This is a genomic window from Streptodolium elevatio (assembly GCF_040649515.1).
Lineage (GTDB): Bacteria > Actinomycetota > Actinomycetes > Streptomycetales > Streptomycetaceae > Yinghuangia > Yinghuangia elevatio.
Genome location: NZ_JBEZFP010000129.1, coordinates 1 through 26,171, shown reverse-complemented (window position 1 = coordinate 26,171; position 26,171 = coordinate 1). Strand labels below are relative to the sequence as shown.

The 26,171-nt window shown below is 71.6% G+C and carries 20 protein-coding genes; 5 read left to right on the top strand and 15 right to left on the bottom strand.

The genetic code is table 11. From position 1 onward, the window contains the following. A partial coding sequence (locus AB0C36_RS34430) for an ABC transporter substrate-binding protein (protein ID WP_358362160.1) occupies positions 1-1,593 on the top strand: 1,593 nt, incomplete at its 5' end. 75 nt (positions 1,594-1,668) lie between these two features. On the opposite strand, the gene argH is transcribed toward AB0C36_RS34430, so the two are convergent. The 7 genes from argH to argC all read right to left on the bottom strand — a co-directional run bounded on the left by argH (position 1,669) and on the right by argC (position 9,637). After that, entirely contained in the window at positions 1,669-3,087 is a 1,419-nt protein-coding gene (gene argH / locus AB0C36_RS34425; protein WP_358362158.1) for an argininosuccinate lyase, read from the bottom strand. 50 nt (positions 3,088-3,137) lie between these two features. Continuing rightward, positions 3,138-4,334 carry an argininosuccinate synthase gene (locus AB0C36_RS34420; protein ID WP_358362156.1) on the bottom strand — a complete coding sequence of 399 codons (1,197 nt, stop codon included), beginning with the start codon at positions 4,332-4,334 and terminating at the stop codon, positions 3,138-3,140. Positions 4,335-4,605: 271 nt separating this feature from the next. Next, positions 4,606-5,175, bottom strand: coding sequence for an arginine repressor (locus AB0C36_RS34415; RefSeq protein ID WP_358362155.1), 570 nt, complete (start codon positions 5,173-5,175; stop codon positions 4,606-4,608). Positions 5,176-5,239: 64 nt separating this feature from the next. After that, positions 5,240-6,493, bottom strand: a complete 1,254-nt coding sequence (locus AB0C36_RS34410; RefSeq protein WP_358362153.1) for an acetylornithine transaminase — start codon at positions 6,491-6,493, stop codon at positions 5,240-5,242. Beyond that, positions 6,490-7,422, bottom strand: coding sequence for an acetylglutamate kinase (gene argB, locus AB0C36_RS34405; RefSeq protein ID WP_435839173.1), 933 nt, complete (start codon positions 7,420-7,422; stop codon positions 6,490-6,492). The genes AB0C36_RS34410 and argB overlap by 4 nt, the downstream gene beginning before the upstream one ends. Positions 7,423-7,460: 38 nt before the next feature. Next, positions 7,461-8,612 (bottom strand): bifunctional glutamate N-acetyltransferase/amino-acid acetyltransferase ArgJ, encoded by a 1,152-nt coding sequence (gene argJ / locus AB0C36_RS34400; protein WP_358362152.1) that lies wholly within the window; start codon positions 8,610-8,612, stop codon positions 7,461-7,463. After that, positions 8,609-9,637 (bottom strand): N-acetyl-gamma-glutamyl-phosphate reductase, encoded by a 1,029-nt coding sequence (gene argC, locus AB0C36_RS34395; protein WP_358362150.1) that lies wholly within the window; start codon positions 9,635-9,637, stop codon positions 8,609-8,611. Before argC ends, argJ begins: the two co-directional genes overlap by 4 nt. A 182-nt stretch (positions 9,638-9,819) precedes the next feature. On the opposite strand from argC, the gene AB0C36_RS34390 reads away from it, so the two are divergent. Further along, positions 9,820-10,560, top strand: a complete 741-nt coding sequence (locus tag AB0C36_RS34390) for a VOC family protein (RefSeq protein ID WP_358362149.1) — start codon at positions 9,820-9,822, stop codon at positions 10,558-10,560. Positions 10,561-10,662: 102 nt separating this feature from the next. Here the strand turns inward: AB0C36_RS34390 and AB0C36_RS34385 are convergent, their stop codons facing one another. Further along, complete coding sequence (locus tag AB0C36_RS34385) at positions 10,663-12,882, bottom strand: NADP-dependent isocitrate dehydrogenase (protein ID WP_358362147.1); 2,220 nt, start codon at positions 12,880-12,882, stop codon at positions 10,663-10,665. A gap of 333 nt (positions 12,883-13,215) precedes the next feature. Here AB0C36_RS34385 and AB0C36_RS34380 point away from each other — a divergent pair, with 333 nt between their 5' ends. The 3 genes from AB0C36_RS34380 to AB0C36_RS34370 all read left to right on the top strand — a co-directional run bounded on the left by AB0C36_RS34380 (position 13,216) and on the right by AB0C36_RS34370 (position 17,901). Beyond that, the gene (locus AB0C36_RS34380; protein ID WP_358362146.1) at positions 13,216-15,054 is read left to right on the top strand and encodes an arabinofuranosyltransferase AftB family protein; all 1,839 of its coding nucleotides are present in this window, start codon (positions 13,216-13,218) and stop codon (positions 15,052-15,054) included. Positions 15,055-15,232: 178 nt separating this feature from the next. Next, positions 15,233-17,104 carry an arabinofuranosyltransferase AftB family protein gene (locus AB0C36_RS34375; protein ID WP_358362145.1) on the top strand — a complete coding sequence of 624 codons (1,872 nt, stop codon included), beginning with the start codon at positions 15,233-15,235 and terminating at the stop codon, positions 17,102-17,104. Beyond that, a complete protein-coding gene (locus tag AB0C36_RS34370; protein ID WP_358362144.1) occupies positions 17,101-17,901 on the top strand; it encodes an SDR family NAD(P)-dependent oxidoreductase in 801 nt (266 codons plus the stop codon). Before AB0C36_RS34375 ends, AB0C36_RS34370 begins: the two co-directional genes overlap by 4 nt. Before the next feature lie 91 nt (positions 17,902-17,992). Here AB0C36_RS34370 and pheT read toward each other — a convergent pair whose 3' ends face one another. The 7 genes from pheT to infC all read right to left on the bottom strand — a co-directional run bounded on the left by pheT (position 17,993) and on the right by infC (position 25,536). Next, a complete protein-coding gene (gene pheT / locus AB0C36_RS34365) occupies positions 17,993-20,494 on the bottom strand; it encodes a phenylalanine--tRNA ligase subunit beta (RefSeq protein ID WP_358362143.1) in 2,502 nt (833 codons plus the stop codon). Next, complete coding sequence (gene pheS / locus AB0C36_RS34360; protein WP_358362141.1) at positions 20,494-21,615, bottom strand: phenylalanine--tRNA ligase subunit alpha; 1,122 nt, start codon at positions 21,613-21,615, stop codon at positions 20,494-20,496. The genes pheT and pheS overlap by 1 nt, the downstream gene beginning before the upstream one ends. Positions 21,616-21,772: 157 nt before the next feature. Further along, positions 21,773-22,948, bottom strand: coding sequence for a sensor histidine kinase (locus AB0C36_RS34355; protein WP_358362140.1), 1,176 nt, complete (start codon positions 22,946-22,948; stop codon positions 21,773-21,775). A 182-nt stretch (positions 22,949-23,130) separates the two neighbouring features. Further along, a complete protein-coding gene (locus AB0C36_RS34350) occupies positions 23,131-23,976 on the bottom strand; it encodes a TrmH family RNA methyltransferase (protein ID WP_358362139.1) in 846 nt (281 codons plus the stop codon). 133 nt (positions 23,977-24,109) lie between these two features. Then, the gene (gene rplT, locus AB0C36_RS34345) at positions 24,110-24,496 is read right to left on the bottom strand and encodes a 50S ribosomal protein L20 (RefSeq protein ID WP_358362137.1); all 387 of its coding nucleotides are present in this window, start codon (positions 24,494-24,496) and stop codon (positions 24,110-24,112) included. A 117-nt stretch (positions 24,497-24,613) separates the two neighbouring features. Then, positions 24,614-24,808, bottom strand: coding sequence for a 50S ribosomal protein L35 (gene rpmI / locus AB0C36_RS34340; protein WP_358362135.1), 195 nt, complete (start codon positions 24,806-24,808; stop codon positions 24,614-24,616). A 95-nt stretch (positions 24,809-24,903) separates the two neighbouring features. Continuing rightward, the gene (gene infC / locus AB0C36_RS34335) at positions 24,904-25,536 is read right to left on the bottom strand and encodes a translation initiation factor IF-3 (RefSeq protein ID WP_435839172.1); all 633 of its coding nucleotides are present in this window, start codon (positions 25,534-25,536) and stop codon (positions 24,904-24,906) included. Between the last annotated feature and the right edge of the window lie 635 nt (positions 25,537-26,171).

Here is a 26,171-nt window from a genome sequence, read left to right as displayed (position 1 = left end):
GGGGCGCCGCAGTCCGGGGCGCCGCAGTCCGGGGCGCCGCAGTCCGGGGCGCCGCAGTCCGGGGCGCCGCTGTCCGGGGCGCCGCAGTCCGGACACCCGCACCCGCGGCCGCCCGCGCAGGGACAGCCCTTCCTGGCCCCGTCCGGCCTGGCCTATCCGCCCCCGCAGGCACCGAACCTGCACGAACAGCCGACTCCTGCGGGGGCGTTCCCGTCGCCCGGGCCCGCGTACGGCCCACCGCCCACGCCGTACGGCGCCATGCCCCCGCCCGGGGCACACCTCGTCGGCCCGGCGGGCTCCGGTTCGAGCGGGCGCGACAGCTCGGCCGACCCCAAGCGCCGCGCCCTGCTGATAGGCGGCGCCGCGGCATCGGTGGCCGCCGTCGGCGGCATCGCCGCCTGGCTGCTGACCAGGTCGGACGGGGGCGGCGACGGCGCCGAGAGCGTGGGCGATGGCCCCGGCGCCACGGGCGACCCCACCAAACCCGCGCAAGGCGGCAGCACTTCCTCGCCGAACGCACCCAAGCCGGTGTACAAGATCGGCCTGCAAGCCGGACTCTCCGGCGAGAACTCGGCGCTGGGCATCAACGTGCAAAACGGCGTGACGCTGGCCGTCGAGCAGGCCAACCAGCGGGGCGACCTGGCGTTCACCGTCGAACTGGTGAGCGCGGACGACCAGGCCAAAGAGGCCAACTCCCCCGCCGCCGCCCGGAAGTTGATCGACGCGGAGGTGATCGCGGTCGTCGGACCGGTATTCTCCGGACCCACCCGCGCGGCCGCCAACCTCTACGAAGACGCCGGTCTGGCCTGCGTCTCCCCGTCCGCGACCAACCCGTCCCTCACCCAGATGGGGTACTCCTTCTTCAACCGCGCCACCCCGCACGACTACAACCAGGGCACCGAGATCGCGAACTACCTGGTCAAGAAGGTCAAGGCCGCCTCGGTCCTGGTGGTCGACGACAAGTCCGAGTACGCGACCGGTCTCGCCGAGGCCGTCCGCAAGGGTGTGGGCAACGCCGCCACCGTCACACCCCGGAGCATCGCGCGCGACACACCGGACTCCGTCGCCGCCGCGCTGGAGGCGAAGAACTCCAATGTCGCCGCCGTGGTCTACGCCGGCTACTACCAGGACGCGGCGCCGTTCGCGATGGACCTCACCGAAGCCGGCTACAAGGGAGCGCGCGTCGGGCCGGACGGCGTCGCCGACGACAACTTCGTCAAACTCGCCGGCGCGGCGTCCGAGGGCTGGTTCCTGACCGTCCCCGCGGTGGACGCCAACGCCGAGCCCGCACTGCGGGACTTCGCGGCCGCGTACCAGGCGAAGTTCTCCGACAAACCGGGCACCTACTGCGCCGAGGCGTTCGACGTCGTCAACCTCGTCGTCGCGGCGATCAAGTCGCTCGGCGGCCAGAAGCCCACCCGCGCGGCGATGAAGGGCGCCATCCGCGCCATCCGCTACCAGAGCCCGGTCAAGGAGTACGCATTCGACCGCGCCACCGGGGAGTTCGCCGGCTCCGGCGCGATCTACGGCTACGAGGTCAAAGCCTCGAAGATCACCTACGCCGGCAGCATCCGCAGCCTCACCGGCGGCTGATCCCCCGGATGCCCGATCGGGCCCGGCCCGCGCCTTGCGGCGTGGCGGCCGGGCCCGATGCCGTACTGCGCCGGGTCAGCCCTGCGCCCACTCCCGCTGGACCTTCAAGTCGTCGCGCAGCTCGGCCAGTTGCTCGGCGACGCGGACCGGTGCCGTACCACCGCGCCCGTCCCGCGAGCGGATCGAGCCGAGGACGGTCAGCACGCCGCGCACCTCCGGCGTCAACTCGGGCGAGATCTCGGCCAGTTGCGCATCCGTGAGGTCCCACAGTTCGAGGCCGCGCGGCTCGCAGTACTTGACGCAGGCACCCGCCACCTCGTGCGCGATGCGGAACGGCGTGCCCTGCTTGACCAGCCACTCCGCGATGTCGGTCGCGAGCGAGAACCCGGCCGGCGCCAGCTCCTCCATGCGCTCGCGGCGGAACCGCAGCGTCGCGACCATCCCGGTGAACGCCGGCAGCAGCACCTCGAGCGTGTCGATGCTGTCGAACACCGGCTCCTTGTCCTCCTGCAGATCGCGGTTGTACGCGAGCGGGAGGGCCTTGAGGGTGGCCATGAGCCCGGTCAGATTGCCGATCAGGCGCCCGGACTTGCCGCGCGCCAGCTCGGCGATGTCCGGATTCTTCTTCTGCGGCATGATCGACGAGCCGGTGGAGTACGCGTCGTGCAGGTCGACGAAGGAGAACTCCTTCGTGTTCCAGATGATGATCTCCTCCGCCAACCGCGACAGGTTGACGCCGAGCATCGCGGTGACGAACGCGAACTCCGCCGCGAAGTCGCGGCTCGCGGTGCCGTCGATGGAGTTCCCCGCCGAGGCGCTGAAGCCCAGGTCGCGGGCCACCGACTCCGGGTCGAGGCCGAGTGACGAGCCGGCGAGCGCGCCCGAGCCGTACGCCGATACATCCGCCCGGCGGTCCCAGTCCCGCAGCCGGTCCGCGTCCCGTGCGAACGCCTGGACGTGCGCGAGCAGATGGTGGGCGAGCAGCACCGGCTGCGCGTGCTGGAGATGGGTGCGGCCCGGCATCGCGACGTCGAGATTGGCCTCGGCCTGGCCGACCAGGGCCTCCTGGAGGTCGGCGAGCAGCGACCCGATCGCGCGCCCGTGGTCGCGCAGGTACATCCGGCCCAGCGTGGCGATCTGGTCGTTGCGCGAGCGCCCCGCGCGCAGCTTGCCGCCGAGGTCGGGGCCGAGGCGTTCGAGCAGGCCGCGCTCCAGCGCGGTGTGCACGTCCTCGTCCGCCACGGTCGCGGTGAACGTGCCGGCGGCGACGTCCGCCTCCAGCCGGTCCAGGCCCTCCAGCATGCGGGCGAGCTCGTCGTCGGCCAGCAGCCCGGCCTTGTGCAGGACACGGGCGTGCGCGCGTGAACCGGCGATGTCGTACGGCGCGAGCCGCCAGTCGAAATGCACCGATGCCGACAGCTTCGTCAGCGCCTCGCTCGGGCCGTCGGAGAACCGGCCGCCCCACAGACGGGTGGTCTCCTGCTCGTTCGTCACTTTCCTGCCTTCTCCCTGGTACCGGTTGCACGGGTCACGCGGGCCCGACCTTACTGCTTGAGGTCCCGGCCGGCCGCGATCTTGCTCGACAGGCCGAAGATCTCGATGAAGCCCTTGGCCTGCGACTGGTCGAACGTGTCGCCCGTGTCGTACGTGGCCAGGTTGAAGTCGTACAGCGACGATTCGCTGCGCCGACCGGTGACCGTCGCACGGCCGCCGTGCAGGGTCATGCGGATGTCCCCGGACACGTGCTCGTTCGCCTCGGCGATGAAGCCGTCCAGCGCACGCTTGAGCGGCGAGAACCACAGGCCGTCGTACACCAGTTCCGCCCAGCGCTGCTCCACCTGCCGCTTGTAGCGGGCCAGCTCGCGTTCGACGGTGACGTTCTCCAGCTCGGTGTGCGCGGTGATGAGCGCGATGGCACCCGGCGCCTCGTAGATCTCCCGGCTCTTGATGCCGACGAGCCGGTCCTCGACCATGTCGATACGGCCGACGCCCTGGTCGCCCGCCCGGCGGTTCAGCTCCTCGATGGCCTGCAGGACGGTGACCGGGCGGCCGTCGATCGCGACCGGAACGCCGGACCTGAAGGTGATGACGACCTCGTCGGCGTCGCGCGGCGTCGCCGGGTTCTGCGTGTACTCGTACACGTCCTCGATCGGGCCGTTCCAGATGTCCTCCAGGAACCCGGTCTCCACCGCCCGCCCGAAGACGTTCTGGTCGATCGAGTACGGCGACTTCTTGCTGGTGGCGATCGGCAGGCTGTTGGCCTCCGCGAAGGCGATGGCCTTGTCGCGGGTCATCGCGTAGTCGCGCACCGGCGCGATGCACTTGAGCTCGGGGGCCAGCGACGCGATGCCCACCTCGAAGCGGACCTGGTCGTTGCCCTTGCCGGTGCAGCCGTGCGCGACCGTGGTGGCGCCGTGCTTCTTGGCGGCGGACACCAGGTGCTTCACGATGACGGGCCGGGACAGCGAGGAGACCAGCGGGTACTGGTCCATGTAGCGGGCGTTGGCCTTGATCGCGGGCAGGCAGTACTCGTCCGCGAACTCGTCGCGGGCGTCCGCCACCTCGGCCTCGACCGCACCGCAGGCGAGCGCCCGCTTGCGGATGACCTCGAGGTCCTCGCCGCCCTGGCCGACGTCGACGGCCACCGCGATGACCTCGGCGCCGGTCTCCTCAGCGATCCAGCCGATGCAGACCGAGGTGTCCAGCCCTCCGGAGTATGCGAGTACGACGCGCTCGGTCACGAGCCTTGCTCCATTCGGTTCAGCCGCCGAGCCGGGCGGATCGGCGGCGTTCGTTCAGGTCCTGCGGGTGTTCCGGCCTCAGGTGCTTCGGGCCTCAGTACTGCGGGTCTTCGGGCGCCCCGGGTGGGTCAGGTCCCTCCAGTGCCGCAAATCTTCGGGTGATCGGGTGATCGGGTCTTCCGTTGTTCGGGTCTTCCGGTGTTCAGGTGTCGCGGGTCTTCGGCGGGGCCTGCGCCAAGCCCCGCAAGGGTGTCCCCGGCGACCCCGGTCCTCAGTCTCGCGCCGCCGCGGACCGGCCGCCCTCGGCGAGCGCGACCAGATGGGCGACCAGTGCGGCCCCGCCCTCGGGGTCGCGGCACACCAGCAGGATGGTGTCGTCGCCCGCGATTGTGCCCAGGATCTCGCGGCTGTCGGCGTGGTCCATCGCCGAGGCGAGGAACTGCGCCGCTCCGGGCGGGGTACGGACCACGACGAGATTGCCGGAGGCCTCCGCCGAGACCATGAGCTCCCCGGCGAGCCGGGCCAACCGGCCCTCGCTCACCGAGTCGTCGGAAGGTACGCGCGGGGTGCGGTCGCCGCCCTCCGCGGGAACGGCGTAGATCAGCGCGCCCTGGCCGTCGCGGATCTTCACCGCCCCCAACTCGTCGAGATCGCGCGACAGCGTGGCCTGGGTGACGGCGAGGCCGTCGTCGGCGAGCAGCGCGGCAAGTTGCGCCTGGGACCGGATGCGGTGCCGGGTCAGGATGTCCACGATGCGCCCGTGGCGTGCGGCACGGGTGCTCGGCACCGCGTACACGCCTTCGGGGGCGGGCGTGGGCATGGTCTCTTGCTCGTTGCTCATGACGACCTCGCCTACCTTCGGACTCGTCGTCGGCCGCGCGGGTGCGGCACCGCGTGCGTGATGGTCACCGGGAGCCTCCCGCGGCCGAAGCGGCGGACGCCGCGTCGAGGATCTGGGGCAGCGCCGCGATCAGCTCGGCCACGTCGGCGTCGTCGACGACCAGCGGAGGAGCGAGCCTGATGACGTCCGGCGCCACCGCGTTGACCAGGAAGCCGGCGTCGCCCGCGGCGTCGGCGACCTGACCCGCGACGGGTGCGGTCAGCACAATACCCAGCAGCAGGCCCGCGCCACGCACATGATCGACCAACGGGTGTCCCAGCGCCTCGACGCCGGCCTTGATGTGCGCGCCGAGCGCGCGGGTCCGGTCCAGCAGCCCGTCGGCGGCCAGCGTGTCGAACACCGCGAGACCCGCCGCGCAGCACACCGGGTTTCCGCCGAACGTGGAGGCGTGCTGGCCGGGGGCCAGCAGCTCCGCGGCGGCACCGAACGCGACGCACGCCCCGAGCGGCAGGCCGCCCCCGATGCCCTTGGCCAGGGTCATGACGTCGGGCTGCACGCCCCCGAAGTACGGGTCCTGGTGCGCGAACCAGTAGCCGGTGCGCCCGGTGCCGGTCTGCACCTCGTCGAGCATGAGCAGCGCGCCGCGCTCGGTGGTGATCTCGCGGGCCCGTTCGAGGTAGCCGGGCGGCAGCGGCCGTACGCCGAACTCGCCCTGGATGGGCTCCAGGAGCACGGCCGCGGTCCGCTCGGTGACCGCCGCGTCGAGGGCGTCGATGTCGCCGAACGGGACGTACTTCACGCCGCCGGGCAGTGGCTCGAATCCCTCCCGCTTGCCGGGCTGGCCGGTCAGCGCGAGCGATCCCATCGTGCGGCCGTGGAACGAGCCTTCGGCCGTGACGACCTCGGGCCGCCCGGTCTTACGCGCGATCTTGAAGGCCGCCTCGTTCGCCTCGGCGCCGGAGTTGCAGAAGAACACCCGGCCGTCCCGGCCGGTCAGGCCGAGGATCCGCTCGGCCAGTTCGACGGCGCGGGTCGAGATGAACAGGTTCGAGACGTGGCCGACCGTGGAGATCTGCGTGGTGACCGCGTCGATGATCGCCGGGTGGGCGTGGCCCAGCACGTTGACCGCGACCCCGGACAGGAAGTCGGTGTACTCCCGGCCGTCGGCGTCCACGACATGGGCGCCCTTGCCGGACACCAGAGCGACCTTCGGCTGCCCGAGCGACGGCATGAGCGCACCGCCCCAACGCTGCTGGTACGCCTCGTTGGTCTCCGGGTGGCCCGGCGCCCCGGCCGCCGTCCCGCTTTGCTCCGTCATGCGCCCGCCCCCTGGTTCTGTGCCGGGACGACCATGGTCCCGACGCCTTCGTCGGTGAACACCTCGAGCAGCAGCGAGTGCGCGACCCGGCCGTCGAGGACGTGGGCCGCCTTGACGCCGGCCCGCACGGCGCGCAGGCACGCCTCCATCTTCGGGACCATGCCGCTGGCCAGCGTCGGCAGCAGCTCCGCCAACTCGTCGGCGTCGAGGCGGCTGATGACCTCGTCGCTGTTGGGCCAGTCCGCGTAGAGGCCTTCGACGTCGGTGAGCACGACCAGGCGCTCTGCACCGAGGGACGCAGCCAGGGCCGCGGCGGCGGTGTCGGCGTTGACGTTGTAGACGTGTCCGTCGGCGCCGCGGGCGACCGAGGAGATGACGGGGATGCGGCCGTCCTCCAGCAGCGCGGCGATGGCCCCCGGGTTGACCTCGACGATGTCGCCGACCAGGCCGATGTCGACCAGCTCGCCGTCGACGACGGCGTGCCGCTTCTCGGCGGTCATGGTGTGCGCGTCCTCGCCGGTCATACCGACCGCGAACGGGCCGTGCTCGTTGACCAGGCCGACGATTTCGCGCTGCACCTGGCCCGCGAGGACCATGCGCACGATGTCCATGGCCTCAGGGGTGGTGACCCGCAGGCCGCCCGCGAAGGTGGACTCCAGGCCGAGCTTGTCCAGGTGCGCGCTGATCTGCGGGCCGCCGCCGTGCACGATCACCGGCTTGAGGCCGGCGAAGCGCAGGAAGACGACGTCCTGGGCGAAGGCGCGCTTGAGTGCGTCGTCGACCATGGCGTTGCCGCCGAACTTGATGACGACGGTCTTGCCGTAGTAGTGCTCCAGCCACGGCAGTGCCTCGATGAGGGTGTGCGCCTTGCCGAGCGCCACGTTGTGGCGTGCGGCCCGGATCGCTTTGCCCACGGACTCGGTCTTCACTGTGCTCCCCCCGGACGGGTTCTGGTCGGTTGCAGCAGTCATGACGAGTACGCCGAGTTCTCGTGGACGTATTCGGCGGTCAGGTCGTTGGTCCACACGGTGACGGCCTCGCCGCCCGCGTTGAGCCGGGCCGTGATGCGCACCTCGCGGCCGGTCATGTCGACCAGGTCGCGGTCCTCGCCGACGGCGCCGCCCTTGCAGACCCACACGCCGTTGATGGCGACGTCGAGCCGGTCCGGGTCGAACTCGGCGGAGGTGGTGCCGATCGCCGAGAGCACCCGGCCCCAGTTGGGGTCCTCGCCGTGGATCGCGCACTTGAGCAGGTTGTTGCGGGCGATCGACCGGGCGACCTGGAGCGCGTCGGCCTCGGTGGCCGCGCCCTCGACCTCGACGGCGATGTCCTTGCTCGCCCCCTCGGCGTCGGCGATGAGCTGGCGCGCGAGGTCGGCGCACACGGCGCGCACCGCCTCGGCGAACTCGCCCGTCTCGGGCGCGACTCCGGACGCCCCGGAGGCGAGCAGCAGCACGGTGTCGTTGGTCGACATGCAGCCGTCGGAGTCCACCCGGTCGAACGTGGTGCGGGTGGCCGCCCGCAGCGCGGTGTCCAGCGCGTCGGCGGGGACGTCGGCGTCGGTGGTCAGCACGACGAGCATGGTGGCGAGGCCGGGGGCGAGCATGCCCGCGCCCTTGGCCATGCCGCCGACGATCCATCCGGTGCCGCCCGCAGTCGCGACCTTGTGCACGGTGTCGGTGGTCTTGATGGCCACGGCCGCGGCCTCGCCGCCGTCCGCGGACAGCTCCGCCGCGGCCGCGTCGACGCCGGGCAGCAGCTTGTCCATCGGGAGCTGCAGGCCGATCAGGCCGGTCGAGCACACCGCGACCTCACCGGCGTTGAGGCCGAGGGCCGTGGCGACCTGCTCGGCGGTGCGGTGGGTGTTCTGGAAGCCCTCGGGGCCGGTGCAGGCGTTGGCGCCGCCGGAGTTGAGCACCACGGCCTGGAGTCGGCCGCCGGTGAGCACCTGCCGCGACCACAGGACCGGAGCGGCCTGCACGCGGTTGGCGGTGAAGACGCCCGCGGCCGCGAGCGACGGGCCGTCGTTGACCACCAAGGCGACGTCGGTCGCGCCGGTCGTCTTGAGGCCGGCCGCGACGCCCGACGCCCGGAATCCTGCTGCTGCGGTGACGCTCACGGTGCAACCCCCGTCTTGCTCAGTCCCAGGTCCTCGGCGAGGCCGAGGGCGATGTTCGTGCTCTGCACCGCGCCGCCCGCGGTGCCCTTGGCCAGGTTGTCGATCGCGCCCACGGCGACCAGTCGCCCGGCCCGCTCGTCGACGGTGACCTGGATCAGCGCCGTGTTGGCGCCGTAGACCATGGCCGTCGCCGGCCACTGCCCCTCGGGCAGGAGGTGGACGAACGGCTCGGCGGCATACGCCTTCTCGTACGCCTCGCGCACCTGCGCGGTGCTCACGCCCGGCTTGATCTTCGCCGTGCAGGTCGCGAGGATGCCGCGCGACATCGGGACGAGGGTCGGCGTGAAGGAGACCGTGACCGGCCCGCCCGCGACGGCGGCGAGGCCCTGGCCGATCTCCGGGGTGTGCCGGTGCACGCCGCCGACGCCGTACGCACTCGCGGACCCCATGACCTCGCTGCCGAGCAGGTGCGTCTTCGGCGACTTGCCCGCACCCGAGGTGCCGGACGCGGCGACGATCACGACGTCCGGCTCGACCAGGCCCTCGGCGAACGCCGGGAAGCAGCTGAGCAGCGAGACCGTCGGGTAGCAGCCGGGCACGGCGATGCGCTTGGTGCCGCGCAGCAGATCGCGCGCACCGGGCAGTTCCGGCAGGCCGTACGGCCAGGTGCCGGCGTGCTCGGAGCCGTAGAAGTGCTCCCAGTCGGCCGCGTCGTGGAGCCGGAAGTCGGCGCCGCAGTCGACGACGAGCACGTCGTCGCCGAGCTGCCGGGCGATCTCCGCGGACTGCCCGTGCGGCAGGGCGAGGAAGACGACGTCGTGCCCGGCCAGCGCGTCGACCGTCGTCTCGGACAGCACGCGGTCGGCCAACGGGACCAGGTGCGGCTGCAGCGCGCCCAGGCGCTGGCCGGCGTTGGACCCCGCGGTGAGCGTGCCGACCTCGAAGTGTGGATGTGCGAGCAGCAGCCGGAGAATCTCTCCGCCCGCATAGCCGCTGGCTCCCGCCAGTGCCGCCGTGACCCCCATGGTCGCCTCCTCCCGACGGAATGAATATACGGAGGAGCGAAGTTTTATGCAAACACGTTCCGCGGTCGCCGCGCCGTCCCGCCGTCGGCCGACGCTCCATTTACGACGATTACGACGATACTTCGGGCATGGTCGACGATACGTCCGGCGTCGCCGCAGGGCCGCGACCTAGGATCGCCGGCATGGTGCTGCGACCGGCTCAGGTGAACATCAAAGCCCTAGACGCGCCGGCGATCGGCCGCTTCTGGGCGGAAGCGCTCGGCTGGAACGCCTTCAGCCCCGGCGCGACCACCTACGTCGGACCCGCCGACGACTTCGTCTGGCCGGACCCGGTCGCTGTCGGCATCGACGTCGTCCCCGTCCCGGAACCCAAGACGGCGGCCAAGAACCGCACGCACCTCGATCTCGCCACCACCTCCGCGGCCCACCACACCGAGTTGGTCGCCCGGCTCCGGACCCTCGGTGCGACGCCCGCCGACGTGGGCCAGGGCGACGTGCCGTGGACGGTGCTCGCCGACCCCGAGGGCAACGAGTTCTGCGTGCTGGAGCCCCGGGAGATCTACCGGGACACCGGGCCGATCGCCGCGATCGTGGTCGACTGCGAGGACCCGCACGCCATGGCTCGGTTCTGGGGCGAGGCCGTGGACTGGACCCTGCACGAGGTGACCGACGGCATCGCGCGACTGCGCTCCGCCAAGGGCGTCGGCCCGTACCTCGAGTTCCTCCGCACGCGCGGCACCAAGACCGTGCCGGACCGCATCCACCTCGACCTACTGCCGTACCCCGGCGACGACAAGGCAGCAGAGGTCGCCCGGCTGCGCGCGCTCGGCGCCACCGACCACGACCTCGGCCAGGGCGACACCCCGTGGACGGTCCTTGCCGACCCGGAAGGCCACGAGTTCTGCGTCCTCGCGCTGTCCTGAGCGCCGAGCGCCCCGTGCGGCAGGTGCCGCGCGGGGCGCTCGGGTGGTGTCTCACCGCAGTTGCCGGCCCAGGAAGACACGGTCTGGGGACCGGCGGCCGGGTCAGGCCAGCGACGCGAGGGCCTTGTTGAAGGTCGCCGACGGACGCATGACGGCGGCGGCCTTGGCCGGGTCGGGCTGGTAGTAGCCGCCGATGTCGGCCGGGGAGCCCTGGACCGCGATCAGCTCCTCGTTGATCGTCTGCTCCTGCTCCGCCAGCGTCTTGGCGAGGGCGGCGAACGCCTCGGCGAGGGGCGCGTCGTCGGTCTGCTTGGCCAGCTCCTGCGCCCAGTACAGCGCGAGGTAGAAGTGGCTGCCGCGGTTGTCGATGCTGCCCACGCGGCGTGCCGGCGACTTGTTCTCGTTGAGGAAGGTGCCCGTCGCGCGGTCGAGGGTGTCCGCGAGGATCTGCGCGCGGGCGTTGTCCGTGGTCTGCGCGAGCTGCTCGAAGCTGACGGCGAGGGCCAGGAACTCGCCCAGGCTGTCCCAGCGCAGGTAGTTCTCCTTGACCAGCTGCTGCACGTGCTTGGGGGCCGAGCCGCCCGCGCCGGTCTCGAAGAGGCCGCCGCCGTTCATCAGCGGGACGACCGACAGCATCTTCGCGCTGGTGCCGAGCTCGAGGATCGGGAACAGGTCGGTCAGGTAGTCGCGCAGCACGTTGCCGGTGACCGAGATGGTGTCCTCGCCGCGGCGGATGCGCTCCAGGGAGAACGCGATCGCGTCGACCGGCGCCATGATCTCGATCTGCAGGCCGGCGGTGTCGTGGTCGCCGAGGTACTTGCGGACCTTCTCGATCAGCTGCGCGTCGTGGGCGCGGTCGGCGTCGAGCCAGAAGACGGCCGGGTTGCCGGTGGCGCGGGCGCGCGTGACGGCGAGCTTCACCCAGTCCTGGATCGGCAGGTCCTTGGTCTGGCACATGCGGAAGATGTCACCCGGCTGGACCGGCTGCTCCAGCACGACCGCGCCGGACGCGTCGACCACGCGCACGGTGCCCTCGGCGGCGATCTCGAACGTCTTGTCGTGGCTGCCGTACTCCTCGGCCTTCTGGGCCATGAGGCCGACGTTGGGCACCGAGCCCATCGTCGCCGGGTCGTACGCGCCGTGTGCCCGGCAGTCGTCGATGACGACCTGGTAGATGCCGGCGTAGCTGCTGTCCGGGATCACCGCGAGCGTGTCGGCCTCCTCGCCGTCCGGGCCCCACATGTGGCCGGAGGTGCGGATCATGGCCGGCATCGAGGCGTCGACGATGACGTCGCTCGGCACGTGCAGGTTGGTGATGCCGCGGTCGGAGTCGACCATCGCCAGGGCCGGGCCCTCGGCGATCTCGGCGTCGAACGAGGCCTTGATCTCGGCGCCCTCGGGCAGCGACTCGAGGCCCTTGAGGATGCCGCCGAGCCCGTCGTTCGGGGTCAGGCCGGCCGCGGCGAGCGTGTCGCCGAAGCGCGCGAACGTCTTGGGGAAGAAGGCGCGTACGACGTGACCGAAGATGATCGGGTCGGAGACCTTCATCATCGTGGCCTTGAGGTGGACCGAGAACAGTACGTCGTCGGCCTTGGCCCGGGTGACCTGGGCGGCCAGGAACTCACGCAGCTTCGCGACGCGCATGACCGATGCGTCGACGACCTCGCCCGCGAGCACCGGTACGGACTCGCGCAGCACGGTGGTCGTGCCGTCCGCGGCGGCGAGCTCGATGCGCAGCGCACCGTCCTCGGCGACGACGGCGGACTTCTCGGTGGAGCGGAAGTCGTCGGCGCCCATGGTGGCGACGTTCGTCTTCGACTCGGGGGTCCAGGCGCCCATGCGGTGCGGGTGCGCCTTGGCGAAGTTCTTCACGGACGCGGGGGCGCGGCGGTCCGAATTGCCCTCGCGGAGCACCGGGTTGACCGCGCTGCCCTTGACCTTGTCGTAGCGCGCGCGGACGTCCTTGTCCTGGTCCGTCTGCGGGTCGTCCGGGTAGTCCGGCAGCACGTAGCCCTGCTGCTGCAGCTCCGTGATCGCGGCCTTGAGCTGCGGGATCGACGCCGAGATGTTCGGCAGCTTGATGATGTTGGCCCCGGGGGTCTTGGCCAGCTCGCCCAGCTCCGCGAGCGCGTCATCAATACGCTGCCCCTCCTCCAGGTACTCCGGGAAGCCGGCGATGATCCGGCCCGCCAGGGAGATGTCGCGGGTCTCGACCGCGACGCCGGCCGTCGAGGCGTACGCCTCGATGATCGGCAGGAAGGAGTACGTCGCCAAGGCCGGGGCCTCGTCGGTGTGCGTATAGATGATGGTCGAGTCAGTCACCGGGTGCTCCGCTCCACGTCTGCAACATTGCTCGACATCAAGATATCCCGTGAACGGCGCTGCCTCGACAGGGCCCCGCCCGCACCCGCCCCCCATTCGGCCGAACGTGGGGCGAGGGCACCCCAGACAGGGATCCAGCGGACATCACACGGGTAAATTCCCGGCCATCATCGAGCCCGGTACCCACCCCGGCGGCGCGCCCGTGACCTGGGCGTCCTACGTTAGAATCTGGCCTTTCACTCACAGCCACGCGCCCGTTCGCAGCACTGTGTCCAGGGCGCGGAACCCGACCGTCGCGCGGCAGCTTGCGCGCCCAGAGACGAACGAGACGAAGTGACCACTCCCCTCGGATCGGACCACCGGATCGAGACCACGGCTCCGGAGTCCCCGTCCCAGGCCCCAGGAACCTTCGGCGAACGCCTCAAGACCCGGCTGCGCGCGGTGCGCCCGGCCGACCTGGTCGTGATGGCGATACCCACGATCATCCTGGCGGTCATGGGCTGGCAGAAGCGGTGGATGACCGACGACGGGCTCATCTTCACCCGCGCCGTCCGCCAGATCCTCGAGGGCAACGGCCCTGTGTACAGCCCCGGGGAGCGCACCGAGACCTCCACAAGTACCGCGTGGCAGTGGCTCCTTGTCGCGGTCGACTGGATCAGCCCCTGGCAACTCGCCGTCACCGCCGTCTACCTCGGCCTCGCCCTGTCGGTGACGGGCCTGTGGCTGGCCCTGGACGGCACCCGCCGCCTGTACCGCGGCGCGAGTTCGGGACGCTTCCTGCTGCCCGCCGGCGCGCTGGTGTTCGTCGCCGTGCCGTCCGTCTGGGACTTCACGACCGCGGGCATGGAGACGGGCCTGATCATCTTCTGGGTGGGGTCGTCCTGGGCCCTGCTCACCTCGGTGTGGCAGCGCGAGCCCGACGAGACGAGCCTGCGCCGGCTGCTGCTGACCAGCGCGTACGTCGGCCTCGGCCCGCTGGTCCGGCCGGACCTCGGCCTGACCATGCTCATCTTCCTGGTGGCGATCGCCCTGCTCACCCGGGCGAACTGGAAGCGCTGCGCGGGCATGCTCGCCGCGGCCGGCTTCCTGCCTGTGGCGTACGAGATCTTCCGCATGGGCTACTACGGCCTGCTCTTCCCGATGCCGGCCCTCACCAAGGAGGCGTCGGACTCGCCGTGGGACCGCGGGTGGGTCTACCTCAAGGACTACGTCAAACCGTACGACCTGTGGATCCCCGCGCTGCTGTTGGCCGCGCTGATCGTGGTGCTGGTGCTCCGCATCCGCCCCGCCCGCCGCACGATGATCGTCGCACTCACCCCCCTGGTCTGCGCCGCGTTCCAGGGCCTGTATGTCGTCAAGGTCGGCGGCGACTTCATGCACGGCCGCATGTGGATGCCGGTCCTGCTGCTGGCCGTCCTCCCGCTCGCACTCACGCCGTTCACCAAGCTCTCCGCCCCGCTGGTGGCCGCCCTGTGCGCGTGGGCCGTGTTCACCGGCGGCTTCCAGCGCACCGGCCACGTCACCTCGCCGCACATCCAGGGCATCTACCTGCCGCAGGTGTGGAACGAGCGCGACATGTACCTGACCTGGACGCAGTCCGACCACCCGGTCAGCCAGCAGGCCCACGTGCGCACGCTGCAGAAGACGTACAGCCAGATCGTGCACGCCATCGAGGACGGCGACCGGGTCCTGCTGTTCGACCCCAACTTCGGGGACTTCAGCAAGATCGTCCCGCAGGGCCTGCCGCTGCGTAAGGATCTCGACTACCCCGTCGGGCTGGTCATCGGCCGGCTGGGCGCGGGCGGCGCGGTCGTGCCGATCGACGGCATAGTGGTCGACGTGTGGGGGCTGTCGAACCCCATCGGTGCGCACATCGAGCAGACCCACCCGTCGCCGTCCGGGCACCAGAAGCTGCTCCCGGTGGCGTGGGCGATCGCGATGTACGTCGACCCGGCCGCGTTCCGGGACATCCCCCCGTCGGTCGCTCCGCAGGACCAGATCGCCGCCGCCAAGCGCACGTTGGAGTGCGGACCGGTCAAGGAACTGATGGAGTCGGTGACCGAACCGATGTCCGCGAAGCGGTTCTGGAAAAACCTCACGGGCGCCTACGACCGCACGACCCTGCGCATCCCGTCGAACCCGGTCGACGCCGAGAAGAAATTCTGCAAGTAGGCCTGGAAACGGCCGCGGCCCGGCGCGTGAACCCGCGCCGGGCCATACCCGCCACGGGACGCGACACCCGCTATCGTGACGGTAACCTGCGCGTAATCAGGTGATCCCCGCGAGACCCGGGTCCCCCATGCCCGTCCCCCGTCACCCGTCGCACCGGCCCATCTGGAGTCCCCGAAACATGAGCCTCGTCAGTGTGCTGTCGCGGCGCACCGGCCTAGGACAAGCGCAGGACGAGTCCCCGCGCGGTACGCAACTGGCGAAGCGCTGGAACACCCTGATGGTCGTGCTGCCGACCGCGGTGATCCTCGTTCTCGGGTTCGCCCGGCGCTGGATCAGTGACGACGGCCTGATCTTCACCCGTACGGTGCGTCAGATCCTCGCGGGCCACGGCCCCGTCTACAACGTCGGCGAGCGCGCCGAGGCGTCGACGAGCACCGTGTGGCAGTGGCTGCTGGTGCTGGTCGGCTGGGCCACCGGCGCCGACATCAGCCGCATCGCCGTCTACCTGGGCCTGTTGTGCGCGACCGCCGGATACGCGCTCGCCCTCGACGCCACCCGGCGCCTCTACCAGCCGCTGGCCCCCGGCCGACTGCTGCTCCCGGCCGGCGTCGCCGTGCTCCTCGCCCTGCCGCCGATCTGGGACTTCGCGACCTCGGGCCTGGAGACCGGCCTGACCACGCTGTGGACGGCCGCCTGCTGGTGGCTGCTGGTACGCGCGCTGCTGCACAGCCGAGCGCGTGTCACCTACCCGCTCGCCCTGCTGGCCGGCCTCGGCCCGATGGTGCGCCCCGACCTGGCCATCGCGAGCGCCGGGTTCCTGGTCGCGCTGTGGTTCGTGCGGCGGCCGCGCCTGCGCGCGGTGTTCGCCCATCTGGGTGTCGCCGCGGCGCTGCCGGTCGCGTACGAGATCTTCCGGGCCGGCTACTACGGCGTGCTGCTGCCGCTCCCGGCCATAGCGAAGGAGGCATCCGGCAGCGACTGGCGGCGCGGCGGGACGTACGCCCGCGACTTCATCGCCCCTTACGGCCTGTGGCTCCCGATCCTCGCGCTCAGCGCGATGGTCGTGGCCACGCTCGTGGTGCGCATGCGCCCGACCGGGTCCAAGGCCCTCGCCCGCGAGGACGCCGGGCGCACCGCCGTCTTCGTGATGCCGGTGATCGTCGCGGCGCTGATGGGCCTGTACGTCGTCAAGGTCGGCGGCGACTTCATGCACGCGCGCATGATGCTCCCCGCGCTGTTCGTCGCTCTGCTGCCGATCCTGCTGGTCCCGTCCGGTCGCCTCGCGCTGCCGGTCGCGAGCGTGGTCGTCGTGTGGGCGCTGGTCTGCGGGTTCGTCCTGCGCGTGCCGTACACCGGGCTGAGCCCCAACAAGATCATCGCGGACGAGCGCGGCTTCTACGTCGACGCGATGGGCATCGCCCACCCGGTCACCGCCGACGACTACCTCGCGCACTATCCGCGCTTCCCCGAAGCCGTGCGCGTGGCCAAGAGCGAACACCAGCACGTGCTGATCTACCCCTGGTACGACGGCTTCTACGTCACCCCCCTCAAGCCCGACGACCCGGCACCGTACGCCGCCTCGTGGCTGAACCTCGGCATGAGCGGCGCCGCCGTCCCCCTCAACGGCCGCTCCATCGACATCCTCGGCCTCGCCTCGCCGCTCGCCGCGCACCAGGAGCTGACCGGGCGCGGCCGCCCCGGCCATGAGAAGGAACTCGACATCGCGTGGCTGTTCGCGATGTACGCGCCGACCGACGCCATCCTGCCGCCCGGCATCGACCCGCTGCGCGTCGCGCAGGCGAAGTTCGCGCTCACCTGCGGCGACGAGAACCGCGGGAAGCTCAAGGAACTGCAGGACTCGGTCACCGAGCCGATGTCCTGGAAACGGTTCTGGAAGAACCTCACCGGATCGGTCGAACGCACCACCTTCCGGTTCCCGAACAACCCGCACGAGGCCATGAAGAAGGTCTGCGGCGTGGAAGAGCTCCCCGAGGGGTACCTCGAGAAGATGTTCACGCTCGAAACCATCCCGGGCCGGGAATCCTCGTGACCGCGACGGCGCTGGTCACCGGTGCCGGACGCGGCATCGGCCGGGCGGTCGCCGAGCGCCTGGCCGACGAGGGCATCGCCGTCGCGCTGCTGGGCCGCTCGCCGTCCTCCGTCGCGGACGTGCACGCCGACCTGACCCGCAGCGGCGCTCGCGCGACCGCGGTCGTCGCCGACGTCACCGATCCGCGGGCCGTCTCGCGGGCCGTACGCGAGGCCGAGGCCGCACTCGGCCCGCTGGACCTGGTCGTCAACAACGCCGGGCTCATCGACGCCAAGGAAGTCCCCTTCTGGGAAGCCGACTTCGCGCAGTGGTGGGACGTCGTCGAGACCAATCTGCGCGGCCCCGCAAACATCGACCGGGCGGTGCTGCCCGGCATGGTGGCCCGCCGCCACGGCCGCATCGTCAACCTCGGCAGCGGCTTCGCGGTCGGTCCGGACCCGCACTACTCGGCGTACTCGGTGTCCAAGGGGGCGCTGATGCGCCTCACCGACACCATCGCCGCGCCGCTCGCCGAGCACGGCGTGTACGTCTTCGACATCTCCCCCGGCGCGGTCGCCACCGACATGACCGCGGCGATGGACATGTTCGAGGGCAAGACCGACTGGTACGACATCGACCTGTTCCTCGACGCCGTGGTCGCCGTCGCGCACGGCCGCCTCGACGCCCTTTCGGGACGCTTCCTGCACGCCGGCAAGGACGACCTCGGCGCCCTCGCGGCACGGGCGGCCGAACTCGCCGAGTCCGACGCCCGGCGGCTGCACCTGCGCCCCTACGGTCCCGACGACCCGCAGCGCTGAGCCCCGCCGCACGACCGCGGCAACGCCGAGGGCCCCGGGAGTGTCTTCCGGGGCCCTCGGCCGTACCGTCCGCGGCGGAACCGCGCCGGGGTCACGCCCCGCGCAGCACCGCGCCCGTACGCTCCGCCGCCAGCGCCACCGCCGCGTCGCGCGCGGCCGTGGACTCCTCGGCGGTCAGCGTGCGGTCGGCCGCCCGGAACCGCAGCGCGTACGCCAGCGACTTCCGGCCCCCGCCGACCTGCTCGCCGGTGAAGACGTCGAACAACCGCAGCGACTCCAGCAGTTCACCCGCACCCTCACGCAGCGCCGCCTCGACCTCGGCCGCGGGCACGGCCTCGTCGACGATCAGCGCGACGTCCTGGGTCGCGACGGGGAAGGCCGAGATGTGGCCCGCCGCCGCGAGCCGCTCGCCGCCGTCCGCGGCCAACGAAGCGGTCAGCAGGTCGAGGTCCAGCTCCATCGCGCTGGTGCGCTCCGGCAGCTGCAGCGCCTTCACGACCCGCGGGTGCAGCTCTCCGGCGTGGCCCACGACCGTGTCGCCCACGAGCAGCGCGGCGCAGCGGCCGGGGTGCCAAGGGGCATGCCGGTCCTGACGTACCGTCAGCTCCACCCCGACCGTGCGGGCGACCGTACGGGCGGCCTCGACGGCGTCCGCCCAGCTCTCCGGCCGACCGCTCCCCCACCAGCCCGACGGCGCGCGCTCGCCCGCAAGGACGACGGCGACGCGATACGGCTGGTCGGGCAACGCGGCGGCCAGCTGCGCGAGCTCCTCGTCGGTCGGACGCCGGTCCACCGGCAGGCGCGGCGCCACCGGGCGCTCGGCCTTGGGCCGGAACACCAGGCCAGCCTCGAACAGCGCGGCGTCCGTGTTACCGCGCCCGATGTTGCGGCGCAGCGCGGTGAGCAGCCCGGGCAGCAGCGTGGTGCGCAGCCCCGGCTCCTCGTCGGAGATCGGGTTGACCAGTTTGACCGTGGCCCGGCGCGGGTCGGAGGCGTCGAGCCCGAAGGCGTCGAACACCGCGTCCCCGACGAACGGGTAGTTCAGCACCTCGGTGTAGCCGTCGCCCGCGAGCGCGCGGCCGACGCGGCGGCGCAGCCGCTGGGCGGCGGTCAGTCCGCGGCCGGCCGGCACCTGCGGTAGCGACGACGGGACGCGGTCGTAGCCCTCCAGGCGGATGACCTCTTCGGCGAGGTCGTTGGGGTCGGTCAGGTCCGGCCGCCAGGTGGGCGGCGTGACGGTGAGGGCGTCGATGCCCTCGACCGCGCAACCGACCTCCTGGAGGCGCTGCGCGACCGTCTCCGCCGAGTAGGCGATGCCCGCGACGTTGGTCGGGTGGTCCACACCCATGCCGATGCGCACCGGCTCGCGCGGCTCGTCGACCTCGGTGACCCCGGCCTCGGCGACCGCGCCCTCGCCGCCGAGCAGCACGAGCAGGTCGACGGCCCGCTGGGCGGCCGCGCGGGCGGCCTCGGGGTCGACGCCGCGCTCGAAGCGCCGCGAAGCCTCGGAGCCCAACTTGTGGCGGCGCGCCGTGCGGGCGATGGAGACCGGGTCGAAGTTGGCGGCCTCGATGACGATGTCGCGCGTCTCGGGACCGATCTCGGTGGTCGTGCCGCCCATGACGCCGGCCAGGCCGATCGGACCGCTCTTGTCGGTGATCAGCAGGTCCTCGTGGTCGAGGACGCGCGTCACCCCGTCGAGGGTCGTCAGCTTCTCACCCTCGTGCGCGCGGCGGACCGTGATGGTGCCCTGGAGGGCGGTGCGGTCGTACGCGTGCAGCGGCTGGCCGAGTTCGAGCATCACGTAGTTGGTGACGTCGACGGCGAGCGAGATCGGGCGCATGCCGGCCATCTGGACGCGGCGCTGGAGCCACAGCGGCGACGGCGCGGCGGGGTCCACGCCGACGACGGTCCGGGCCACGAAGCGGCGGCAGCCGTCGGATGCCTCGACGGCGACCGGGTAGCCGTACGAGTTGGGCGTGGGCACGTCGAGGAGGGCCGGGTCGCGCAGCGGGATGCCGTACGCGATGGCCGCCTCGCGGGCGACGCCGCGCAGCGAGAGGCAGTAGCCGCGGTCGGGGGTGACCGCGATGTCCAGCACCTCGTCGACCAGGCCGAGGAGGTCGATCGCGTCGGAGCCGACCTCGACCTCGATGGGCAGCACGATGATGCCGTTGTGGTCCTCGCCCATGCCCAGTTCGCGGGCCGAGCAGATCATGCCCTCGGACGGCTTGCCGTACGTCTTGCGCGCCGAGATCTCGAAGCCGCCGGGCAGCACGCCGCCCGGGAGGATCACCACGACCTTGTCGTCGACGTCGAAGTTCGTCGCGCCGCACACGATCTGCTGCGGCTCGCCGGTGCCGTTGGCGTCGCCGACGTCGACCCGGCAGAAGCGGATCGGCTTCTTGAAGCCCTCCAGCTCCTCGATCTCCAGGACCTGGCCGACGACGAGCGGCCCCTTGAGGTCGCTGCCGAGCTGGTCGACCGTCTCGACCTCGAGGCCGAGGCCGACGAGCTTGTCCGCGACGTCGCGGCCGGAGGCCCCGGCCGGCAGGTCGACGTACTCCCGCAGCCAAGAAAGCGGGACCCGCATCAGATCTCCATCCCGAACGGAAGGGTGAAGCGCACGTCACCCTCGACCATGTCCCGCATGTCCTCGACGTTGTGACGGAACATCAGCGTGCGTTCCAGTCCCATGCCGAAGGCGAAACCGCTGTACTCACCCGGGTCGATGCCGCACGCGACGAGCACCCGCGGGTTGACCATGCCGCAGCCGCCCCACTCGATCCAGCCCTCGGACCGGCAGGTGCGGCACGGGTTGTCGGGGTCGCCCACCGACGCGCCGCGGCACACGAAGCACTGGAGGTCGACCTCGGCCGACGGCTCGGTGAAGGGGAAGTACGACGGGCGCATGCGCGTCACGATGCCCTCGCCGAACATCGAGGACGCGAAGTGGTCCAGGGTGCCCTTGAGATGCGCCATGGTCAGGCCCTTGTCGACGGCGAGACCCTCGACCTGGCCGAACACCGGGGTGTGCGTGGCGTCGAGCTCGTCGGTGCGGTAGACGCGGCCCGGGCAGATCACGTAGATCGGCGGCGTGCGCGTGAGCATGGTGCGGATCTGCACCGGCGAGGTGTGGGTGCGCAGCACGACGCCCGAGTCCGCGGTGCCGTCGGCGGCCTGCACGAAGAAGGTGTCCTGCATCGTGCGGGCGGGGTGGTCCGGAGCGATGTTGAGGGCGTCGAAGTTGTACCACTCGGCCTCGACCTCGGGACCCTCGGCAACCTCGTAGCCCATCGCGACGAAGACGTCGCCGACGCGCTCCGCGAGGGTCGTCAGCGGGTGCCGCGCGCCGCGCTGGGCGCGGTCCCACGGCAGCGTGACGTCGACGGTCTCCTCGACGAGGACGCGCGCGTCGCGCTCCGCCTCGAGCTCCGCCCGGCGGGCGGCGAGCGCCTGGTTGACCGCGCCGCGGGCCTGGCCCACGCGCTTGCCGGCCTCGGCCTTCGCGTGCGGCGGCAGCGCGCCGATCTCGCGGTTGGCCAGCGCGAGCGGAGAGCGGTCGCCGGTGTGCGCGATCTTCGCCTCGTGAAGGGCGTCGAGATCGCCGGCGGCGGCGAACGCGGCGAGTGCCGCATCGCGCGCCTTGTCGACCTCCTCCGGTTTCAGCGACTCCACCTCGACCGGGTCGTACGACTTGTTCGGTGCCGACATCTGATTCCAGTGCTCCTGTAGGGATGCTCGCCCGCGGGGTCTCCGGTCGAAGCCGGGCGGCCTCATACTCCGGCTTCGCGGCGTCGGGCCGCGGGAGAGTACGGGGCGACGGGTCGAGTCTAGGTGGTTTGGGCCGCGTACCTGGAACCGCCCGCGGTCAGGCCAGAACGTCCGGCATGCCCGCGGGCAGGCGAAATCGGAACCTGGCCCCGCCGCACGCCGCGCGGCCGACGTCGATCGTGCCGCCGTGCGCCTCGACGAGGCCCTTCACGATGTACAGCCCCAGGCCGGTGCCGCCGCGGCGGTTGCCGCGCCAGAAGCGCGTGAAGACGCGGCCGAGCAACTCGTCCGGGATACCCGGGCCCTCGTCGCTCACCGTGATCTCCGTCCCTTCGTCACCGACTTCCGCGGTGCCGCCGTCGGCCGCGGCTCCGGCACCGGCGCGGCGGCGCCCGTCGGGCACCTCGCCGGCCTCGGGCCCCTCGTCCGGGCCGAAGCGGGTCCTGACCATTTCGATGGTGACGGCTCCGGCGCCGTGGCGCACGGCGTTTTCCAGGAGGTTGCCGAGGATCTGGTCGAGCTTGTCGCGGTCCATCCACGTCTGCGGGAGCGGTTCGTCGCAGCGCACGCGGAAACGGTCCTCCGGCTGCCCGGAGGCGATCTGCGCGCGTACGTGCCGGTCGACCGCCTCGCGCAGGTCGACCACCTCGCGGTGCAGTTGCAGGCGTCCGGAGTCGATGCGGGAGATGTCGAGCAGCTCGGTGATCAGGCGGGTGACGCGGTCCGCGTCGGCGTCGACGGTCTCCAGCATCAGGCGCTTCTGCTCGTCGGTGAAGCGCTCCCACTTGCGCAGCAGCGTGGCGGTGAAGCCCTTGACGCTGGTCAGCGGCGACCGCAGCTCGTGCGCGACGGTCGCGATCAGTTCGGCGTGGTTGCGCTCGCCGCGGCGGCGCGCGGACGTACAGCGCAACGCGACGACGACGTGTGTCACCGGGGAGTTCGCACCGTTCCTGCGCACGTAGGAGGCGGTGACGAGCACTTCGCGCCCGTTCAGCACGAGGTTGCGCTCCGGCTGGCGGGTGCGGATGCCCAGGCCTCCGTACGGGTCGGTGCAGACCCACCAGCGGCGGCCGTCGATGTCCTCCAACGGCAGCGCGTCGCCCAGGTGTTTGCCGAGCGCGTCCTCGGCCCGGATGCCGGTGATGCGCTGCGCCGCCGCGTTGAAGAGGCACACCGCGCCGGCGGCGTCGGCGATGACCAGGCCGTCGGGCAGCGCGTCCGCGCCGAGCCCCGCCAGCGCGTCCGGTCCGTACGGATCCGCGTCCACGTTCATCGGCCCCCTTCCGACCCACACGGCCGAGGAGTCGCACCATTCCGGGGCCCCCCACGGAATGGCACACCCCTATGAAGCAGATGCTCCGGGCCGGTCACACTACTCCAACGGGCCGCGAGGCTCGACAGTCACGCGGCCACATTTCCTTGCGCGCCCGTGGCGTACGCGGGCGCACGCCCGCGCTACCCGTCGTGCTTCGTCCGGCAGCCCGAACTCCCGCGCTGCGCCCGCGCGGACGCATACAGGCACACGGCCGCGGCCGTCGCCAGGTTCAAACTCTCCGCGCGCCCGTGGATCGGGACGCGCACCACCGCGTCGGCGAGGGCGCGGATCTCCTCAGGGAGGCCCCACGCCTCGTTGCCGAAAATCCACGCCGTCGGCCCGTCGAGCCCGCCGGCGTCCAACTCGTCGTCCAGGTCGGCGGCGCCCGCGCCGTCGGCCGCCAGGATGCGCAGCCCGGCCGCGCGCAGCCGCGCGACGGTGTCCTCGACCCGAGCCTCCACGACGACCGGGAGGTGGAACAGGCTCCCCACCGAAGCCCGCACGGTCTTCGGGTTGTACAGGTCCACGGACGCGTCGGTCAGCACGACCGCCTCGGCACCCGCCGCGTCCGCGGCGCGCAGAACCGTTCCGGCGTTGCCGGGGTCGCGTACGTGCGCGAGCACCGCCACCAGGTCGGGCACGTGCGGCTCGGTCAGCTCGGCGAGCGGTACGTCGACGAACCGGCACAGCGCGACCATGCCCTGCGGCGTGACGGTCTGGCTGACGGCCGCGACGACCTCGGCGCTCGCCCGCAGCACGGGGACGCCGGACGCCTCCGCGGCGGCCACGATGTCGGGGTAGCGCTCGGCGGTCTCGGCGGTGGCGTACACCTCGACAGCGGTGCCCGGCCGGGCCACGGCCTCGCGTACGGCCTGCGGGCCCTCCGCGAGGAAACGCCGCTCACCGGCCCGGAACGCCCGCTTGGCGAGCCGCCGGGCCGCCACCACGCGGGGTGAGCGGGTGGAGGTCAGCTCGGGAATCGCCATGGGTGCGACCGTTCCTCCTGCGTTCTGCCAGCGGCGGGCTGTTCCGGCCCCGGATGTACCGATGGGCCTCCGCCGACGCCGCGGCACGTGGCCGCGGCGTCCGGTGCGGAGACCCACCGGGATGCCCGAGAGATCAGGCGGCTTCCTTCGGCGCGTTGACGTCCGCCGGAAGCGCCTTCTGCGCGACCTCGACCAGCGCGGCGAACGCCGTCGGGTCGTTGACCGCGAGCTCGGCCAGCATCTTGCGGTCCACCTCGATGCTGGCGGCCTTCAGACCCTGGATGAAGCGGTTGTAGGTGATGCCGTTCAGGCGGGCAGCGGCGTTGATGCGCTGGATCCACAGCTGACGGAAGTCGCCCTTGCGCTTCTTGCGGTCGTTGTAGTTGTAGACCAGGGAGTGGGTGACCTGCTCCTTGGCCTTGCGGTACAGGCGCGAGCGCTGCCCGCGGTAACCGCTCGCGCGCTCCAGGATGACGCGGCGCTTCTTCTGGGCGTTGACCGACCGCTTGACGCGTGCCACTTGATGAACTCCTTGACTTCAGACCGGGGCGTGGTGACCCCGACCCGGGGTACGACTGGGACCGGCGCCCGCCGCCTCCGCGCCGCCGTCAGGCTCGCGGGGGCAGGCGCACGTGGCTCACTTGCCGAGCAGCTTCTTGATCTTCTTGGCGTCGGCCGGGGCGGCGACGACCGTGCCCGCGAGGCGGCGGGTCAGCGTCGAGGGCTTGTGCTCGAGCAGGTGACGGCGACCGGCGCGCTGGCGGAGCACCTTGCCGGAGCCGGTGATCTTGAAGCGCTTGCTGGCACCACTGTGCGTCTTGTTCTTCGGCATGTCGCCGCTGTCTCCTCGTCGTGCCGTGCCTGCCCGGCATCCCGCCGGGCAGGCACAGATGTGTGTGGAACTTGGGGTCGCGGATCGACCGGGGGTCAGCCCTCGTCCGCGGGGGTCGCAGCAGGTGTCGCGACGGTCTCCTCGACCACGGTCTCCTCGGCCTCGGCGCCGCCCTCGGCCGGGGCCGTGCCCTGCTCGTAGCCACGGCGCGCGTCCTTGCGGGCGGCCTGGGCCTCACGAGCCTCGGCCATGGCCTCGGTCTTCTTCTTGTGCGGACCGAGAACCATGATCATGTTGCGGCCGTCCTGCTTCGGGCTGGACTCGACGAAGCCCAGCTCCTGGACGTCCTCCGAGAGGCGCTTCAGCAGTCGGAAGCCCAGCTCGGGGCGGGACTGCTCGCGACCACGGAACATGATGGTGATCTTGACCTTGTCGCCCTGCTTCAGGAACCGCTCGACGTGACCCTTCTTGGTCTCGTAGTCGTGCGGGTCGATCTTCGGCCGGAGCTTCATCTCCTTGATGACCGTGTGCGCCTGGTTCTTGCGCGCTTCACGGGCCTTCATGGCCGACTCGTACTTGAACTTGCCGTAGTCCATGAGCTTGCACACGGGCGGCCTGGCGTTGGCCGCGACCTCGACGAGGTCGAGGTCGTACTCCTGGGCAAGCTCCAGGGCCTTGGCAAGCGGAACGATCCCGACCTGCTCGCCGCTGGGACCGACGAGTCGCACCTCGGGGACGCGAATCCGGTCGTTGATGCGGGGCTCGGCGCTGATGGGGCCTCCTCGATTCCTGAAGTGGTCGGCGGTTCCGTCCCGCGGCCACGTAACTCCTCACCGTCAACCGTGCGGGTCTCCTTGCACGACGGGCCCGATTCCGAGCCCGACATGCGAAAAGCCCCGCATGGGACGCATGCGAGGCTCCATAACACCGACGACCGGCGTGCTTCTTCCCGAACGGGAAGACCACGCCTCGGACCACCGAGGTGATCCGCGCCGGACCGTGACCCGTCGACCGCCAGGTCGATCAGGTGGGAGACGGAGCCTCCGCTTGCGTGTCGAGCACATCACTTCCGTGCCCGATCGGTCGACGCACCACAATACCACCCGGCAGGGCGAACCGGACACCGGGCGGCGTGTTGCGGAGCACCACTGTACGCGACGACCGGCCCGCACTCCGAATCGGCCCGCATCGACCGGGCCGCGTCCGGCCGGGCGCCCCGCATACCCGACACTGGATCGCATGACCGACAGCGCACAGCCCGCAGACCAGACCCCCGGCACGACGGCGCCGGCGGAGTCCGGTGCGGACGACCTGGACACCATGACCCGCGACATCGCCGACGTCTCGGCGATGGAGGTGTCAC